The organism is Variovorax sp. dw_954, from assembly GCF_018449755.1.
Lineage (GTDB): Bacteria > Pseudomonadota > Gammaproteobacteria > Burkholderiales > Burkholderiaceae_C > Variovorax.
The window spans coordinates 212536-230258 of record NZ_JAAVVD010000008.1; the positions used below are offsets into that span (position 1 = coordinate 212536).

The 17723-nt window shown below is 67.6% G+C and carries 9 protein-coding genes; 2 read left to right on the forward strand and 7 right to left on the reverse strand.

The genetic code is table 11. The annotated features are described in order from the left end of the window. Window positions 1-62 precede the first annotated feature (62 nt). Entirely contained in the window at window positions 63-266 is a 204-nt protein-coding gene (locus HB681_RS15325) for a hypothetical protein (RefSeq protein WP_213955697.1), read from the forward strand. A 122-nt stretch (window positions 267-388) separates the two neighbouring features. Here the strand turns inward: HB681_RS15325 and HB681_RS15330 are convergent, their stop codons facing one another. The 7 genes from HB681_RS15330 to phaZ form a co-directional block, all read right to left on the reverse strand. Next, entirely contained in the window at window positions 389-5500 is a 5112-nt protein-coding gene (locus HB681_RS15330; RefSeq protein ID WP_213955698.1) for a malto-oligosyltrehalose synthase, read from the reverse strand. Next, entirely contained in the window at window positions 5493-7322 is a 1830-nt protein-coding gene (gene treZ, locus HB681_RS15335) for a malto-oligosyltrehalose trehalohydrolase (protein ID WP_213955699.1), read from the reverse strand. Before treZ ends, HB681_RS15330 begins: the two co-directional genes overlap by 8 nt. Before the next feature lie 16 nt (window positions 7323-7338). After that, complete coding sequence (locus HB681_RS15340; protein ID WP_213955700.1) at window positions 7339-8199, reverse strand: hypothetical protein; 861 nt, start codon at window positions 8197-8199, stop codon at window positions 7339-7341. Further along, entirely contained in the window at window positions 8196-11555 is a 3360-nt protein-coding gene (gene treS / locus HB681_RS15345) for a maltose alpha-D-glucosyltransferase (protein WP_213955701.1), read from the reverse strand. Before treS ends, HB681_RS15340 begins: the two co-directional genes overlap by 4 nt. Window positions 11556-11568: 13 nt before the next feature. Continuing rightward, window positions 11569-13608, reverse strand: a complete 2040-nt coding sequence (locus HB681_RS15350; protein WP_213955702.1) for an alpha-1,4-glucan--maltose-1-phosphate maltosyltransferase — start codon at window positions 13606-13608, stop codon at window positions 11569-11571. Further along, window positions 13601-15499 carry a 1,4-alpha-glucan branching protein GlgB gene (gene glgB, locus HB681_RS15355; protein WP_213955703.1) on the reverse strand — a complete coding sequence of 633 codons (1899 nt, stop codon included), beginning with the start codon at window positions 15497-15499 and terminating at the stop codon, window positions 13601-13603. The genes HB681_RS15350 and glgB overlap by 8 nt, the downstream gene beginning before the upstream one ends. Window positions 15500-15715: 216 nt before the next feature. Continuing rightward, complete coding sequence (gene phaZ / locus HB681_RS15360) at window positions 15716-16936, reverse strand: polyhydroxyalkanoate depolymerase (protein ID WP_213955704.1); 1221 nt, start codon at window positions 16934-16936, stop codon at window positions 15716-15718. Between the two features lie 115 nt (window positions 16937-17051). Between phaZ and HB681_RS15365 the strand changes: the two genes are divergently transcribed. Beyond that, window positions 17052-17708: a glutathione S-transferase gene (locus tag HB681_RS15365; protein ID WP_213955705.1), complete on the forward strand. Its 657-nt coding sequence runs from the start codon at window positions 17052-17054 to the stop codon at window positions 17706-17708. Window positions 17709-17723 lie beyond the last annotated feature (15 nt).

The following is a 17723-nucleotide window of genomic DNA, read 5'->3' on the forward strand; positions in this document are numbered from 1 at the left end:
CCCTTGCGCTTGATGTCGCAGGCGGTCGACGAGGGAATCGAGTTGTTCAGCAGTGCGATGTGTTGGCCGAGTTGGAACATACCCTGAACTATCCAAGGTTCGCCAAGCGCCTCGCCTTGCTGCACACCGACGTGACTGCCCTGATGCGCAGGTATGAGCTCATCGTTGCGCTGGTGCAGCCTCCTGGCGAAGTACCGCGCGTGGTGGCCAATGACCCGGACGACGATCACGTCATCGTGCGGCCGTGGCCGCGCAGGCCAACCTGATCGTCAGCGGCGACTGCCATTTGCTGATCATGGGCAGCCATCGGGGCATCGTCATCGTGAAGGTGAGCGAAGCGCTGGAGCGCATCGCCCCTGCGTAGGCCCACGATCCCGGGCGGTTTTCTTCACGCAGCAGGCAGCGCGACCAGCGCAGCGCCAGGCAAACTGCCAAACGCCTCACTTACCCGCACGGCCCCGTCCACCATCACCAGCGTCTCATCGGTCAGCACATTGCGAAAGCGGGTGCCCTCCGCCCACCCCGGCAGCTTCACCACCGTGTCGCCCCAGCTCGCAGTGCCCAGCGGCAGGCGTTGCGCGGCGGCGGCATCGGCGGCGTCGGCCTCCAGTCCTGCGAACAGGCGCCCCGCGATGACCACGAGCGCCTGCCCCCGGTGCTGCCGCGCATACGCCACGATGTGCTGCGCCTTGGCGCCCCGGGCGTGCAGCCCCGCATACCCGCCATCGCGGAACAGCAGCGGCACCTCCTTGCGCAAGCCCATCAGCCGCCAGGTCAGCCACAGCTTGGCGCGCCCGTCGTGCGGTGACTGCGCGAGCTCCCGCACCAGCGTCGGGATGTCGGCGGGTTGCTGCTGCGCCTGTGCCGCCAGTGCGTCAAGCCACTGCGCGCGCAGCCCATAGTCCACCGACCGGCGGTTGTCCGGATCGACCAGGCTCAGGTCCATCAGCTCGTTGCCCTGGTACAGGTCGGGCACGCCCGGCGAGGTGTACTTGATGAGCGTCATCGACAGGCTGTTGAGCGCGCCGAACCAGGCGAGCGTGGCGCTCATCGCCTGCAGGTCGGGCAGGAAGGCATTGTCTTGCGCAGGGGGCAGCAGGCGCCGCACGAAGCCGGTCAGCGCGGCTTCGTAGTCGGCGTTCGGTGTGACCCAGCTGGTGAACTCCTTCGACTCGCGGGCGGCCTTCAGCGCGTAGCGTTCGATGCGGGCGATGTACGGCGCGCGGGTGTCGTCGTCCAGGCCGCCGGCCGGCAGCGTGCCGAGCAGCGTTTGATAGAGCAGGTACTGGTCGGCCGCGCTGGGCAACGCCGCGCTGCCGGGCGCCGCTGCATTCATCTCGCGCCAGCGGCGCAGGGCGAGGCGCCAGGCCGCAGGAAATTCCGACAGGACGTTGATTCGGTTGCGCACGTCTTCCGAGCGCTTGTTGTCATGCGTGGACGTGGCAAGCATGGTGTGCGTCCAGCGGCGGGCGCGGTCGGTGCTGGCCTCGTGGAAGGCTGCCACGGTCATGCCGAAATGCGCAGGCTCGCCGCCCACTTCGTTGAGCGAGCTGAGCGGAAAGTAGCGGTAGAAGGCCGTGTCTTCCACGCCCTTGGCCGTGACCGGCGCGCTGAACTGCTGGAAGCGGATCGCAAAGCGCAACACGCGCGCATGGAGTTCGGCAGGCGCATCCGCCACCGCCTTGCCCAGCAGCGTGCGGCGCACGAAGTCGAACACCGAGGCATCGGCCTCGGGGCTGTGCTGGAGCGCCCGGGCGACGGCCTGCTCGATGTAGTGGAAGTCCTGCGCCGAGGGCGCCTCGATGATGTAGGTGCGGTACACCTGCAGGCAGGCCGCCACCTGGGCCAGCGCGCGGCGCAGCGTGTTGAGCGTGTAGTCGCGCGTGTGGCGGTCGGCGCGCGCGATGCGCAGCAGCTCGGTCGAGAGCACGTTGAGTTCCGACGACAGTGCGTTGCGCATGATGGCGTGCTTGCCAAGGAAGGCGAGCTGCCCGAAGGAGGCCTCGACGCCGGTGAAGCTGCGCCAGATGCGGTCGAAGCGGTCGGCCGCGCCGGTGTCGACCAGCACGCCGTTGAGCACCATGGCAAAGCGGTAGCCGGTGGTGCCGTGCACGTGCCATTGCTCGGGCACTTCCTCGTGCGAGGCGGCGATCTTTTCCGCGACCACATAGAGCGGCCGCGCCGGCCGGCCCTGCGCATCCGGACCCGGCAGCGCGATGCCGGCGCGCCGCGCGAAGCCATGCTGCAGGCGCTCGAAGTACTGGGCCGGGTCGTACAGGCCGTCGGGGTGGTCGATGCGCAGCCCGTCGACCAGGCCGGCGGCCGCCAGGTCGAGCGCCATGCCGTGCGTGGCCTCGAACACCGGCTCGCGCTCGATGCGCAAGGCCGCCAGGTCGTTGATGTCGAAGAAGCGGCGGTAGTTGATCTCGTCGGCCGCCACGCGCCAGAAGGCGAGTCGGTAGGCCTGCGCGTCGAGCAGTTCGTGCAGTGCGTCGCGCTCGGCCGCGCTGTTGAATTCCGCGACGGCGGAGGCCATGGCATGCGCCACGTCGTGCTGCCGGGACACGAGCCGCGCGAGCCGGCCCTTGAGCACCTCCTTGTCGCGCGCTCGCTCGGCCACGGCTTCGGGCCCGGTGGCGGTGCGCGCCGGCAGGTGGCCGAAGGATGCAGCGACGCTGGCCAGGCTGGCGCCGATGTCGGCATCGGCGATGCGCGACTCGGCGCGCTGCAGCACGCGCGGACAGGTCTCCGGCGCGAGCGGGAAGCGGTGCTCGTTGTAGTGGAGCGCGAAGCTGCCGGCCTCGGCATCGAAGACCAGCACCAGTTCGCCGCGCCCCAGCACGTCGCCGTAGTGGTCGCCCAGCACGGGCAGCAGCACCTTGTCCTGCAGCTCGATGTTGAGCGGGTGCCAGTCGATGTCGAAGTGCTGCGCGTAGAGCGACGACGGACCGTTCTCCAGCACGTCGGTCCACCAGGCGTTGTCGGCGCCGAGCACGCCCATGTGGTTGGGCACCAGGTCGAGCAACTGCCCCATGCCGTGCGACTTGAGCGCGGCGCTGAAGCGCTCGAAGCCTTCGCGGCCGCCCAGCTCGGGATTGATCTCGTCGTGCGCGACCACGTCGTAGCCGTGCATGCTGCCTGGCCGCGCGCGCTGGATCGGCGAGCAGTAGATGTGGCTCACGCCGAGCCGCGCCAGGTAGGGCAGCACGGCGATGGCGTCGTCGAAAGTGAAGTCCTTGTGGAATTGCAGGCGGTAGGTGGCGCGCGGGATCACCGCCTCGGCGCTGCGGCGCGCACCGGCCTGCGGTGCGGGGTGCGGACGAATGGCGGCCAGCGCCTCGCACAACTGCAGCGTCGGCACGTCGGCCGCGAGTTGCGGCAGGTCGAGGCGCAGCTTGCGGCGCCAGTTGGGTTGCGAGTCGGTGGTGCCGGGCATGTTGGCCTGCTCCAGCATGCCGACCGTGTCTTCCAGCTGCACCATCATCACCTGCGACGGCGTGCTCGCGAGGTAGGCGTGGATGGCGGTGACGGTGGCGGCCGACAGCGTTTGCGCGCCAGTGGCCTCGACCACGGCATCGGCCGACAGCAGGCCGACGCGCTGCACCGCGAGCAGCAACCGGACGCGCTCCTGGGCGCGGTCGAACAACTGCTTCTCGAAGATGGCCTGGCTCGGGAACAGGCCTAGCGTGAGCCGCAGGCGCAGGTCGTGGCCGGCCCACCAGCCGGTGAGGGTGGCCAGGTCGTGCGTGCTGATGGCAACCAGTGCATGGCGCGGGTATTCGTCCGGCGCCTTGAAGTCGCCTTCATGGTTGCGCTCGAAGTACAGCAGGCGGTACGACAGCACCTGAAAGCGGGCCAGCGCGCCGCGCATCTCGTCGGCCACGGTGCCGAGGTCCTCGCCGATGATCATGCAGCGCTGGCGCTGGCTCTCGATGGCGACGATGGCCAGCATCTCGTGCAGCGCGTAGTGCACGTAGGCGCCATCTTGCGGTGTCTTGTCGGGCGGTATCCAGAACAGGCGCATCAGGCCCATGACATGGTCGATGCGCAAGGCGCCGGCGCCGCGCATGCTGCCGCGCAGTGTCTCGATGTAGAAGCGGTAGCCGCTGCTGCGCAGCTTGTCCGGCCGCAGCGGCGGCAGGCCCCAGCCCTGGCCGTTGGGGTTGAACTCGTCGGGCGGCGCGCCGACGCTGGCGCCCAGCGCGAACAGGTCGCGCTCGCACCAGGCGTCGGAGCCTGCGCGGTCGACCGACACGGCCAGGTCGAGGTAGAGGCCGACCGCCATGCCCAGCGCCTGGCATTGCTCGCGCACGTAGCCGAGCTGGCGCGCGGCCTGCCACTGCAGGTATTCGAAGTAGCCGATGCGCTCGGCATGCGACTCGGCGAAGTGCGCGACCTCGGGCGTATCGGGTGACCGGTAGGCCTCGGGCCACACGGGCCAGCCCCAGGTGCCGGGATCGGACTGGTGGAAATGCTCCTGCAGCGCCTCGTACAAGCCGTGCTTGCGCAGCGCATCGCCGCGGTCGGCGCGGAAGGCGTCGAAGGCCGCCGCGCTGGTCGTGCCGTGGGCGATGTGCTGCGTGCGGAAGTGCGCGTAGAGCAGTTCCATCACCTCGAACTTGGCCGCGGCGACGCCGGGATAGTCGACCAGTTCGGTGTCGCGCAGGGCGGTCAGCCGCGCCTGGAATTCCGGCGCGCGCACGCGCTGCTGCGCGGGCTCGCATTCGCGGAATTCGTCGACGGCCTCGACGTCGATGTAGAGCACGTCGAGCTGCACCCGCGAGGACGGGCTGTAGGGGCTCGCGTGCGCCGGGTTGTGCGGGAACAGCGCATGCAGCGGATTGAGGCCGAGGATGCCGGCGCCGCGTTGCGCGGCCTGCTGCGCGAAGCGGGCCAGGTCGGTGAAATCGCCGACGCCCCAGTTGCGGTTGGAGCGCAGCGCATACAGCTGCACCGCCGGGCCCCACACGCGCACGTCGTCCTTCATGGCCGGCGGGTTGTAGCAATTCGGCGGTGCACTGATGACCAGCGTCTCGCCGGGCAGGTCGTCCAGCGTCAGGCGGTGGTAGCCCATCGGCAACGCCACCGTGAATGCGACGCGGCGCTCGCAATGCGCCACGCTATTCACGTCGGTGCGTGACTCTTCGTGGAAGTCGTGCAGGCGCACATGGCCGCGGTGGCGCGTGCCGCTTTCCTCCACCAGCGTCCAGTGCGCCTCAGCCAATGCGGCGGGCACGCGAACGCCGAGGGACCAGTGCGGCTGGCCGGCGTCGACGGCCGCGGCGGGCGGCAGCGCGAGCAGCCATGCGGCCGAGCGCACGGCGCGCAGGCCCTGCTGCAGCGGCTGCGCGATGTCGATGCCGAAGGTGCCGAGCAGCGCGCGCAGGTTGTCGGGTGCGATGACATGCCGGTGGCCGAAGATGTCGTGGTAGTCCGTGGCAATGCCGAAGTGGGCGCACAGGGCATGCAATGCCTCGTGTTCGCCGGGAGCCTCATCCATGGTTGTTTTCCTGCAGCGTGACGCAGACCGCGCCAGGGGCCAAGCGTAGCGTTTCGTTGTTGTTGCCGGCGGGCGCGAGGCCGGTGGCGTAGATCGGTGAGCCGGCCAGCGGCTGGATGCCGGTGAGCGGCTTCCTGCCGAAGTTGGCGAGCAGGCGCAGGCGCGCGCTGCCGAGCGACCAATCGACGCGCAGGACCTCGCCTTCGCGCCAATACTGCCCGCCGCCACGCTGGTTGGCCAGGTGCGGCGTGACGAGGCGCCGGCGGATCGCCAGCAATTCCGAGATGAAGGCAAGGAAGTCGCGGTGCGGACCGTGCAAGCGCTCTTGCCAGTTCAGCTTCGAAGCCTCGAAGGTGGAGGCCGCGTTGGGGTCGGGGATGCGGGCCCGCGCGGCTTCGTCGGTAAAGGCTGCGAACTTGCCGAACTCGGCGCGCCGGCCGTCCGACACCGCGGCAGCGAGTTCATGGCCGAAGTCGCAGAAGTAGAGAAAGGGCGTGGAGGCCGCGTATTCCTCGCCCATGAACAGCATCGGCACATGCGGCGACAACAGCAGGCAGGCATAGGCTGCGCGCAGCAACGCCGGATCGGCCAGCGCATCGATGCGGTCGCCGAAGGCGCGGTTGCCGACCTGGTCGTGCGTCTGCAGGAAGGAGACGAAGGCGTTGGAGGGCAGGTGCGTGCTCGGCTCGCCGCGCATTTCACCGTCGCGGAAGCGCGATGCCTGGCCCTGGAAGACGAAGCCCTCCGCGAGTGCACGGCCGAAGTGGCCGATGGGGTCATCGGTGTAGTCGGCGTAGTAGCCATCGGTGTCGCCGCTGACCAGCACGTGGGCGGCATGGTGCAGGTCGTCGTTCCACTGTGCGGTGGCGATACGGGGCTGGCCGGCGGCGTCGCGCGCCAGGTAGCGCGCGCCATTGGCATCGTTCTCCAGCACGATGTGGACCTGGCGCTCGCGGCCGGGCCCGTCGCGCAGCGCGGTGCAGATCTCCTCGACGATGTCGGGGCGGCTGTCGTCGCGGATCGCGTGCACCGCATCCATGCGCAGTCCGTCGAAGCGGTATTCCTCCACCCAGAACAGCGCGTTGTGCACGAAGAAATCGCGCACCGTGCGCGCCTCTTCGCCGTCGTAGTTGATGGCGGCGCCCCAGGGGGTCTGGTGCGCGGCATTGAAGAAGTGGGGGCTGCCCGCGTGCAGGTAGTTGCCCTCCGGGCCGAAGTGGTTGTAGACCACATCCAGCAGCACCATGAGGCCGAGGTCGTGCGCTGCATTGACGAAAGCCTTCAGCTCGTCCGGCGTGCCGTAGCAGGCATCGGGAGCGAACAGCAGCACGCCGTCGTAGCCCCAGCCCTGGTGGCCCGGCGAGGCGGCCACCGGCATCAGCTCGACGACCGTGATGCCGAGCGTGGCCAGGTCGACCAGGCGCTTGCGTGCCGCCGCGAAAGTGCCTTCCGGTGTGAAGGCGCCGATGTGCAGTTCGTAGATGACCGCCTCGGTCCAGGGGCGTCCGCGCCACTCGTCGTCGTGCCAGGCGTAGGCTTGTGGGTCGATCACCTCGCTGGCGCCGTGCACGTCGACCGGGTTGCGCCGCGATGCGGGGTCCGGCACCCGCGTGCCGTCGGGCAGGCAGAAGCGATAGCGCTCGCCTGCGCGGGCCTGCGGTACGTCCAGCCGGTGCCAGCCATCCGCCGTGCGTTGCATGGGCACGGGCGGCTGCTCACCTCGTTCGAGCCCGATGCGTTCTGCGTCTGGGGCCCAGTAGCTGAATCTCACGCCAGCGTCGAGCACGGAGGCTCCGAAGGGCATGGCGTGAACATGGTTCATGCGCGGCTTGGGTCTTTCAAAGCGGTGGCGGTGGATCGGCGGGCCGGCTCTGGATGAGCGGCCGGCCGCGCGGGCGCAGCGTGGTCACGTGGCTGGTGGCGGCGGCCTGTTCGCTGGCCGGCGCTGCTGGCGCCTCGAAGGCGCTTTCCGCGGGCGCCACAGGGGGAATGTCGCGTTGCGGCGTCGTGGCGGGCGCGGGCGGCGTGGCGCGGCCTCCATGCGGCCACCATTGCGCGATGCGGTCCGCGGCCCAGTCCTTGCCCGCCAGGCCGAAGGCCAGCGCCAGCGCGAACACCACGCCGGCCAGGATCACGAGGAAGCTCTCGCGCACGATGTCGCCGCCGACCTTCACATGGTCCAGCGCGATCAGCACCACGAAGATCATGATCGCGTAGCGCGCCACCTTGCCGAAGAAGGTCGCATCCGCCAGCTTGGCGCTGCGGCCGTAATGGACGACCGCATCGCCCACGAACTTGGCGAAGTAGGAGCCGAAGGCCAGCACCAGCAGGGCGACGAAGATGTTCGGCACGAACCACATCACGCGGCCGAGCAGGTCGGTGATGTAGGTCAGCCCCAGGCCGTTGAACGCGATGATCAGCGCGGCCAGCAGCACCATGCCGTAGGCCAGCAGGCCGATCAGGTCGCTGGTGTCCTTGCTGAGGCCGCCCTGCTTGAGGAAGTTGTCCATTCCCGAACGCTGCGTCAGCAAGCCGAAGTTGGCGGCCCGCAGCCCCCTGGTGACGGCAAAGCGCACCACCTTGGCGATGAGCCAGCCGGCCACGATGACCACGGCCGCGAAGAACAGCCGCGGCAGGTAGGCGCCGATCTGGAACAGGAAGGCGCGCAGCGGCTCGAGGCCGATCTGGAACTGGTTCATGCGACATCTCCTCTTGCTTCAATCCGTGGACCATCGGCGCCGGTGGCCAGTGCCTGCAGGCCCTGCATCGGCACCTGGACCCAGTCGACCCGGTTGTTCAACTCGTAGCGAAGCTCGTACATGGCCTTGTCGATCTCGAACAGCGACAGCATCCCCGGCTCCGGTGGCGCCGCGCCGGCCGCGGCCAGCGTGTCGACGTAGCCGCCCAGGAAAGCCTGGCGCACCTGCTGCTCCCAGTCGGCGGCGGCGATGTCGAGGCGGGCCAGTTCCTCCGGGTTCTGCGCGTTGCGCTTGAGCGAGGACCAGCGCGCATAGTTGAAGGAGCGCAGCATGCCGGCCACGTCGCGCAGCGGCGATGTCTTGGCGCGCCGCTCGTCAAAGCTGCGGGCCGGTTCGCCCTCGAAGTCGATGATGACGAAATCATTGCGCGAGACCAGCACCTGGCCCAGGTGGTAGTCGCCGTGGAAGCGGGTCTTGAAGGCGACCGGGCTGCTCGCCTCCGTTGGGAAGGCCTCGATGCGCTGCAGCAACGCGGCTTCGCGCCCCAGCAGGCGTTCGGCATCGAGCTGCGCCTCCGGCGGCAGGCCGTGCAGGCGTTGGCGCAGCATGTCGAAGCTGCGGCGGGCCTCGGCAGCTGCGCTGTCGCGCAGCGAGATACGGTCCGCGGCGACCAGCGGCTCGGGGTCGAATGCGGGGTCGCCTTGAGAACGCGCGAAGGCCAGGTGCAGTTCGGCGGTGCGCTGGCCCAGCACGCGCGTCAGCTTGAGGAAGGCGCCGTGGTCGACGACCGTGCCGCCTTCGGGCAGGTCGCGCTGTTCCGCCAGCACGCGGTCCAGGTAGCCCAGCGTGTAGTCCCATGCATCGCCCTGGTTCGGCACATAGGCCTGCAGCAGCGCGAGCGTCATCACCTTGCCGTCGGCGCCGTGGTATTCGATGGCCCCGGCCACCGGCACGCAGTTGGCGAAGCGCGCCACCTGCGTGAGATAGCGGCCCACGTCCAGTTCCGGGTTCACGCCTTCGTGCAGGCGGCGATAGCCCTTGAGGAACAACTGGTCGCCGAGCGTGACGACCGTGTTGCTGCTGGCGGCGCTGGGCTTGCTGACCTCGAGCGCATCGATGTCCTCGTCGGTCACGTCGACCAGGGCGCCGGTGGAGGTGAAGCGGATCTCGCCATGCGTGGCCGGCAGCACCAGGCCCTGCGCGATGCCCATCACCACGGCGCGGCAGAAGGCTTCGTCATAAAAAGCGTCGCCCATCAGGCCCACTTCGGCCTGCTGGCGCACCTTGGCGATGACGGCCTGCGTGAGTTGCTTCATGCGTTCTTCGTCGTGGTCTTCCCAGGCCAGGGCGAGCGGCATGAAGTAGGTCGAGGGGCCGTCCGCGGCCTGCACGTCGAGCAGCGGCAGCATCCAGCGCAGCCGGCCGCGTTCCCACACCGCGTGCTCGCCGATGGTGGTGCGTGCGATGGCGCTGCCCTTGGACCCGTACCAGCGCTGCACCTCGATGTGGCGCGCGAACAGATCGGACTCGACCTGCTCGCGCAGTCGGTCGGCCATGGCCATGCGCCACGGCATCACGCTTTCGCGGAACAGGCTTTGCCAACCGTCGAACAGCACCAGCGTGGGCCGGTCGCGCAAGCCCACTTCCTCCTGATGCCACACGGGCATCGGCGCGTCGGTGGTGAGCTTGAACCAGTAGAAGCCGTAGGACGGCATGGTCAGCAGGTAGGGCAGCTCGCCGATGGGCGGGAAGCTCGTGCGCCCCAGCATCTCGACCGGCACGCGTGTCTTGTAGGCCGACAGGTCCAGCTCCACCGGCTGCGCGGCGCGCGACAGGTTGAACACCTGCAGGATCACGTCATCCTCGAACAGGCTCAGGTAGGCCAGCACCTTGCGATTGCCGGGGCGCATGAAGACCTTCTTGCCGCGGCCGAAGGCGCTGCTGGTCTTGCGCACCGCGAGCATGCGGCGCGTCCAGTGCAGCAGCGAGCTGTTGTCGCGCAGCTGGGCCTCGACGTTGACGGACTCGTAGCCGTACATCGGGTCCATGATCGGCTGCAGGTAGAGGCGCTGCGGGTCGGCGCGCGAGAAGCCGGCGTTGCGGTCGGGCGCCCATTGCATCGGCGTGCGCACGCCGTTGCGGTCGCCGACGAACACGTTGTCGCCCATGCCGATCTCGTCGCCGTAGTAGATGATCGGCGAGCCCGGCATCGACAGCAGCATGCCGTTCATGAGCTTGATGCGGTCCTTGTCGTTGTCCATCAGGGGCGAGAGACGCCGCCGGATGCCGAGGTTGATGCGCGCGCGCTTGTCGGAGGCATAGGTGGTGTACATGTAGTCGCGTTCGCGGCTGGTCACCATCTCCAGCGTCAGCTCGTCATGGTTGCGCAGGAACACGGCCCACTGGCAGCCCTCGGGGATGTCGGGTGTCTGCTGCATGATCTCGACGATCGGATCGCGGTCTTCCTGCGCGATCGACATGTACATGCGCGGCATCAGCGGGAAGTGGTACGCCATGTGGCATTCGTCGCCGTTGCCGAAGTACTCGCGCACGTCCTCGGGCCACATGTTGGCCTCGGCCAGCAGGAAGCGGTTCTTGTATTCGGCGTCGATGGCAGCGCGGATCTTCTTGATGACGGCGTGCGTCTCGGGCAGGTTCTCGTTGCTGGTGCCGTCGCGCTCGACCAGGTAGGGGATCGCATCGAGCCGGAAGCCGTCCACGCCCATGTCGAGCCAGAAGCGCATCGTCTTGAAGATCGCTTCCAGCACCGCCGGGTTGTCGAAGTTGAGGTCCGGCTGGTGGCTGAAGAAGCGGTGCCAGAAGAACTGCTTGGCCACCGGGTCCCAGGTCCAGTTGGAGGTCTCGGTGTCGGTGAAGATGATGCGCGTGCCCTGGTAGATCTGGTCGGTGTCGCTCCACACGTAGAAGTTGCGCTCGGGCGAGCCCGGCGGCGCGTTGCGCGCGGCCTGGAACCACGGATGCGCGTCCGAGGTGTGGTTGATGACCAGCTCGGTGATCACGCGCAGGCCGCGCTTGTGCGCCTCGTCGAGCATCTCCTGGAAGTCGGCGAGCGTGCCGTACTGCGGATGCACGTCCTCGTACTCGGCGATGTCGTAGCCGTCGTCGCGCAAAGGCGATGGGTAGAAGGGCATCAGCCAGATCGTGTTGACGCCGAGGTCCTTCACGTAGTCGAGCTTGGCTGTGACCCCCTTGAAGTCGCCCATGCCGTCGCCGTCGGTGTCGAAGAAGGCCTTGACGTTGAGCTGGTAGATCACCGCGTCGCGGTACCACTGGGGGTCGCTGGTGTGATCGACCTCTGGCGTTTCGAGGGCAAGGGCGGGGACATTGGCGTTCATGTTCTTGATGCCCCTAGAGGTAGTAGTCGAAGTCCTGCTCGCTGCGCGTGCGGCGCCGCACCAGCATGATGTGCGCAGGCGTGTGGTGCGGGTCAAGGCGCACGTAGTGCCAGTCGCCCTGCCATTGGTAGCGCTCGTCGCTGAGCAGATCATGCATCTGCCAAGTGCCGCCAGGGTCCACGCCGATGGAATCGGCCGTGAGATGGACCCATCCGTATTGCGCGTTGTGCGGATCAAGGTTGACCACCGTGACGACGATGTTCTGGCCGTCGTCGGATTCCTTCGCGTAGGCCAGCAACTGGTCGTTCTCCACCGGCAGGAAGCGCAGGCTGCGGTTGAACTGCAAGGCGACGTTGTCGTGGCGGATGCGGTTCACGCGCTCGATCAGGGGGGCGATGCTGTCGGGGCGGTCGTGGTCCCAGCTGCGGATCTGGTACTTCTCGGAGTCCAGGTATTCCTCGCTGTTCGGGCCGCGCGGCAAGTGCTCCAGCAATTCATACGCCGGGCCGTAGATGCCGTAGCTCGCGGCCAGCGTGGCGGCCAGCACCAGGCGCAGGCGGAACATGCCCGGCCCGCCCGTCTGCAACTGCTCGTGCAGGATGTCCGGCGTGTTGGGCCAGACGTTGGGGCGGAAGTACTCGTAGCCCGGGCCCTGCGAGAGTTCGGTGAAGTACTTCGTCAGTTCTTCCTTGGTGTTGCGCCATGTGAAGTAGGTGTAGGACTGCGAATAGCCGAGCTTGGCCAGCCGGTGCATCACCTTGGGCCGCGTGAAGGCCTCGGCCAGGAAGATCACGCCGGGATGCTCGCGCTTGATCTGCGTGATGCACCACTCCCAGAACGGGAAGGCCTTGGTGTGCGGGTTGTCGACGCGGAAGATCTTCACGCCCTCGTGGATCCAGTGGTCGAACACGCTCTTGAGCTCGATCCACAGGCCCTGCCAGTCATCGCATTCGAAGTTGAAGGGATAGATGTCCTGGTACTTCTTGGGCGGATTCTCGGCGTACTGCACGGTGCCGTCGGGGCGCCAGCGGAACCAGCCGGGATGCGCCTTGACGTAGGGATGGTCGGGTGCGCACTGGAACGCGATGTCGAGCGCGATGTCGATGCCATGCGTGGCCGCTGCCGCCACCAGGTGACGGAAGTCCTCCGCCGTGCCGAGTTCCGGCAGGATCGACTTGTGCCCGCCCTCGGCAGCGCCGATGGCCCAGGGGCTGCCCACGTCGCCGGGCTCGGTCACGAGCGTGTTGTTCTTGCCCTTGCGGTCGATGCGCCCGATGGGGTGGATCGGCGGCATGTACAGCACGTCGAAGCCCATCTTCGCGATGGCCGGCAGGCGGCTCTCGACGTCGCGCAGCGTGCCGTGCGTGCCCGGTGCACCGGTGGACCGCGGGAACAACTCGTACCAGCTGCTGAAGCGGGCCCGCACGCGGTCGACGATGAGCGGCAACTCGGCCGAGCGCGTCTGGAAGCGCCGGTCCGGATAGCGCCCGGCCAGCTCGGCCAGGTCCCGGTCGAGCGCCTGCGCCTTGAGCGCCGCGCCGTCGATGGCCCGGTCTGCTGCGTCGCGATCGAGGGCCTGCGCCCATTGGGTCAATGCCTGCCGGTCCGCGCCCGAGGCCCGGCCCGACGCCGCGGCCACTTCGATGGCGCCCACCTGCACCGCGACGCGGATGTCCTCTTCGTCGACGCGCCGCGTGAGCTCATGCCGCCACGACGCGAACGAGTCGACCCAGGCCACCACGCCATAGCTGTAGCGCCCGGGTGTGGGCGCGGTGAAGTCGGCTTCCCAGATGTCGTTGTTCAGCAGCACCATCGGCACTTCATGCGTGGCGCCGCCGTCGGCGCGCCACAGCAGCAGCACGCGAAGCACGTCATGCCCGTCGGCGAAGCAATGCGCCTTCACCTCCAGTTTTTCACTGGCGGTGCGCTTGACCGCGAAGCGCCCGCCGTCGACCACCGGCAGCACGGCGTCGATGACGGCGCGCGCATGGCCGTCGTCGGGCATGCCTGGCAGCGTGGGCGTGAGAAGGACCGGGGTATGCAATTCAGTCATGAGCAGCGGGCCTCAGCATCAACGTGGACAGCGGTGGCAGCGTCAGTGTCAGCGTATAGGGGTGGCGGCCGACGGGAAGCGGTGCAGCTTGCACGCTGCCCATGTTGCCCCAGCCCGCACCGCCGAACTCCTTCGCGTCGCTGTTGAGCAGTTCTCGCCAGACGCCCCCCGTGGGCACACCCACGCAATGGTTTGTACGCGGCAACGGGGTCAGATTGCAAGCGATCAGCACGGGAGTGCCGCCCGCGAGCGGCTTGCGCAGGAACACCAGCACGCTGGTTTCGGCCTCGTCCGCCTGCAACCATTCGAAGCCTTCGGAGGAGAAGTCGAGCTGGTGCAGCGCGGGCTCCTCGCGCAGCACGCGGTTGAGTTGCCGTACATAGGCCTGGAGGCCGGCATGGTCCGACAGTTCGGTCACCCACCATTCCAGTTCGCCGTCATGCGTCCATTCGCGCCGCTGCCCGAACTCGCCGCCCATGAACAGCAGTTTCTTGCCCGGATGCCCCCACATGTAGCCAAGCAGTGCGCGCAGGTTGGCGAACTGCTGCCAGTTGTCGCCCGGCATCTTGCCGATCAGCGACCCCTTTCCGTGCACCACCTCGTCGTGCGAAAGCGGCAGCACGAAGTTCTCGTTGAAGGCATAGACCAGCGAGAAGGTCAGCTGGTCGTGGTGGTGCCGGCGATGGATCGGGTCCTTGCTGAAGTACTTCAGCGTGTCGTGCATCCAGCCCATGTTCCACTTCATGCCGAAGCCGAGCCCACCCATGTCGACAGGACGCGTGACCAGCGGCCAGGCCGTCGATTCCTCGGCGATGGGCACCGTGTCGGGCTGCTCGCGGTAGATGGCCTGGTTGAGGTCCTGCAGGAACTCGATGGCTTCGAGGTTCTCACGCCCGCCGTTCCGGTTGGGAATCCACTCGCCGTGCTTGCGCGCGTAGTCGAGGTAGAGCATCGAGGCGACGGCGTCGACGCGCAGCCCGTCCAGGTGGTAGTGCTCCAGCCAGAACAGCGCCGACGAGATCAGGAAGCTGCGCACCTCATTGCGGCTGTAGTTGAAGATGCTGGAGTTCCACTCCGGATGAAAGCCCTGGCGCGGATCGGCATGCTCGAACAGGTGCGTGCCGTCGAAATAGCCGAGGCCGTGTTCATCGGTCGGGAAGTGCGAGGGCACCCAGTCCAGCAGCACGCCGATGCCGCGCTGGTGCAGGTGGTCGACGAAGGCCATGAAGTCCTGCGGCGTGCCGTAGCGCGCGGTCGGCGCGAAGTAGCCGGTGGTCTGGTAGCCCCAGGAACCATAGAAAGGGTGTTCCGTGACGGGCATCAGCTCGACGTGGGTGAAGCCCATGTCGGCCGCATAGTCGGCCAGGCGGTGCGCGAGTTCGCGGTAGCTGAGCATCTGGCCGTCGCGGCGTTTCCACGAGCCGAGGTGCACTTCGTAGATGGACATCGGCGCATCCAGCGCATTGCATGCGCCTCGCGTGGCCATCCAGTTGCCGTCATGCCATTCATGGTCCAGCGACCACACGCGCGAGCCGGTGGCCGGCGGCGCCTCCGCGCAGAACGCGAAGGGGTCGGCCTTGTCGACCACATACTCGTTGAATTGCGAGAAGACGCGGTACTTGTAGGCTTGCCCCTGCGTGGCCTTGGGTGCGATGGCCTCCCAGATGCCGCTGCCATCGGGCCGCGGGTGCATGCGCAGCGCGCTGTCGTCCCAGCCGTTCCAGTCGCCGATGACCGACACGGCCTGCGCATTGGGCGCCCACACGGCAAAGGTGGCGCCGCTGCCGTCCGCATGCAGGTGACAGCCGAGGTTGTCGTGCATGCGGGCATGGGTGCCTTCGCGAAAGAGCCAGCTGTCTTGCTCGCCGAAATGCTGATGATGGATTTGCACTGTGTTCCCTGTGACCGGACGGGTTGACGCGTCCCGGGGCTTGCGAGCGATTCATTGAAGCGCAGGCGCCAGGTGTGCGCAAGGCAGGTGTGCGCCTTGTCGCGTCGGACACCGACTACACGCTTGCGAAGGCGCGAATAGCTCCAACGCGTCCGCCGGTTCCGGGCCTGCGCCTCGCCCGGGTGTGCTGGACTCGCCTCTTCGGCGTCTCTTCGATCAGCGAATGATTTCGGCCGCCGCGTGGATCGTCTCGCGCACACGCGGGTAGATCTGCGTGTTCCACCGGGTGCCGCTGAACACGCCGTAGTGGCCCACGCCGGCTTGCAGGTGGTGTGCCTTCAGGTAGGGACGGATGCCGCTGCACATGTCTTGCGCGGCCACGGTCTGGCCCACGGAACAGATGTCGTCGCGCTCACCCTCGACGGTGAGCAGCGCGGTGCGGCGGATGGCCGCGGGATCGATCTTTCGGCCGACGATTGTGAGCTCGCCGCGCGGCAGGTCGTAGGTCTGGAAGATGCGTTCCACCGTCTCCAGGTAGAACTCCGCGGGCAGGTCGTTCACCGCCAGGTACTCGTCATAGAAATCGCGGATGTTGTTGGCCTGCTCGATGCGGCCTTCGACCAGGTGCGCGTAGAGGTCGCGGAACTGCTTCTTGTGCCGGTCCATGTTCATGCTCATGAACGCGGTCAACTGCAGGAAGCCGGGGTAGACCTTGCGCCCCGCACCCGCATGCGGCCACGGCACGCGACTGATGAGATTTCGCTTGAACCAGCCGATGGGCCGCTCCGTCGCGAGTTCGTTGACCTTGGTCGGATTGACGCGGCAGTCGACCGGGCCGGCCATCAGCGTCAGGCTGCGTGGCGTCGCGGGATGGTCGTCCTCGGACATCAGCGTGGTGGCGGCGATCGCGGCCACGCAGGGCTGGCACACCGCCACCAGGTGCACGCCGGGGCCGATGGCGGCCATGAAATCGATCAGCGTGGTGGTGTATTCGTCGAGCCCGAACTTGCCTTGCCACAGCGGCACGTCACGCGCGTTGCGCCAATCGGTCACATAGACGTCGTGGTCGCGCAACAGGGTCCGCACCGTTTCGCGCAACAGCGTCGCGAAGTGGCCCGACAGTGGTGCGGCCAGCAGCACCGGCGGGTGCACCGCCTTGGTGTCCTTGCGGAAGTGCAGCAGCGTGCCGAAGGGCGCCATCAGCGTGGGCTCTTCATGCACCGCCACTTCCTCGCCGTCGACCATCACCGTATCGATGCCCCAACTGGGCCGCGTGTGCGTGAGCCGCATGCGCGAGAACACCTCCATCTGCGCCGATATCTGCCGGGCGGCAGTGCGTTCGGAGCCTTCGCTCCACAAGGACGCTCCCAGGAACTGCGCACCGAGCCGCAGTGGAGAAAGCATGTCTGTCTGGTTTTGGTAGGCCCGGTAAAGCATGCAGCACTGAAGGCAAGTTGCGGGCCAAGCCGCGCGCCGACGCGGTGCATGTGGCATGAGGCTTGCACGGTTGCAGGCCGCAGGCCGGCACGACAACAGCCCAAGGAGCACCGCCATGTCCAAACCCATCCTCACGATCAGCAGCAAGAATTACGGCGCCTGGGCCTTGCGCGGCTGGCTCATGTGCCGCTTCGCCGGGCTCGACTTCGTCGAGAAGATCATCCCGCCGGACGACCCCGCGATGAAGGCGGAGATGCTGCTGCTTTCGTCGTCGATGCTGGTGCCGTCGCTGCAGCACGACGGGCTCAAGGTGTGGGACACGCTGGCCATCGGCGAGTACCTGCACGAGATCAAGCCCAAGGCGGGCCTGCTGCCCACCGATGTGCGGGCCCGCGCCCACTGCCGCGCGATCTGCGGCGAGATGCATTCGGGCTTTGCCAGCATGCGTGGCGCGATGCCGATGAACGTCAAGGCCCGCTTCCCCAACTTCAAGATCTGGTCGCGCGCGCAAGGCGACATCGACCGCATCGTGGAGATCTGGAAGGAATGTCTCGGTAAATTTGACGGGCCCTACCTTTTCGGCAAGAAGCCCGGGCTGGCGGACGCCATGTACGCGCCGGTGGTGACGCGCTTCATCACCTATGACGTGAAGCTGCCGCCCGCCTGCGCGGGCTACGTCAAGCACATGATGGAACTGCCCGAGATGAAGGAGTGGATCGCCGCGGCGAAGCAGGAGCCGGAGGCGATCGACGAGTTGGAAGCGGAGTTCTAGGGTCTGTTCAGCGCA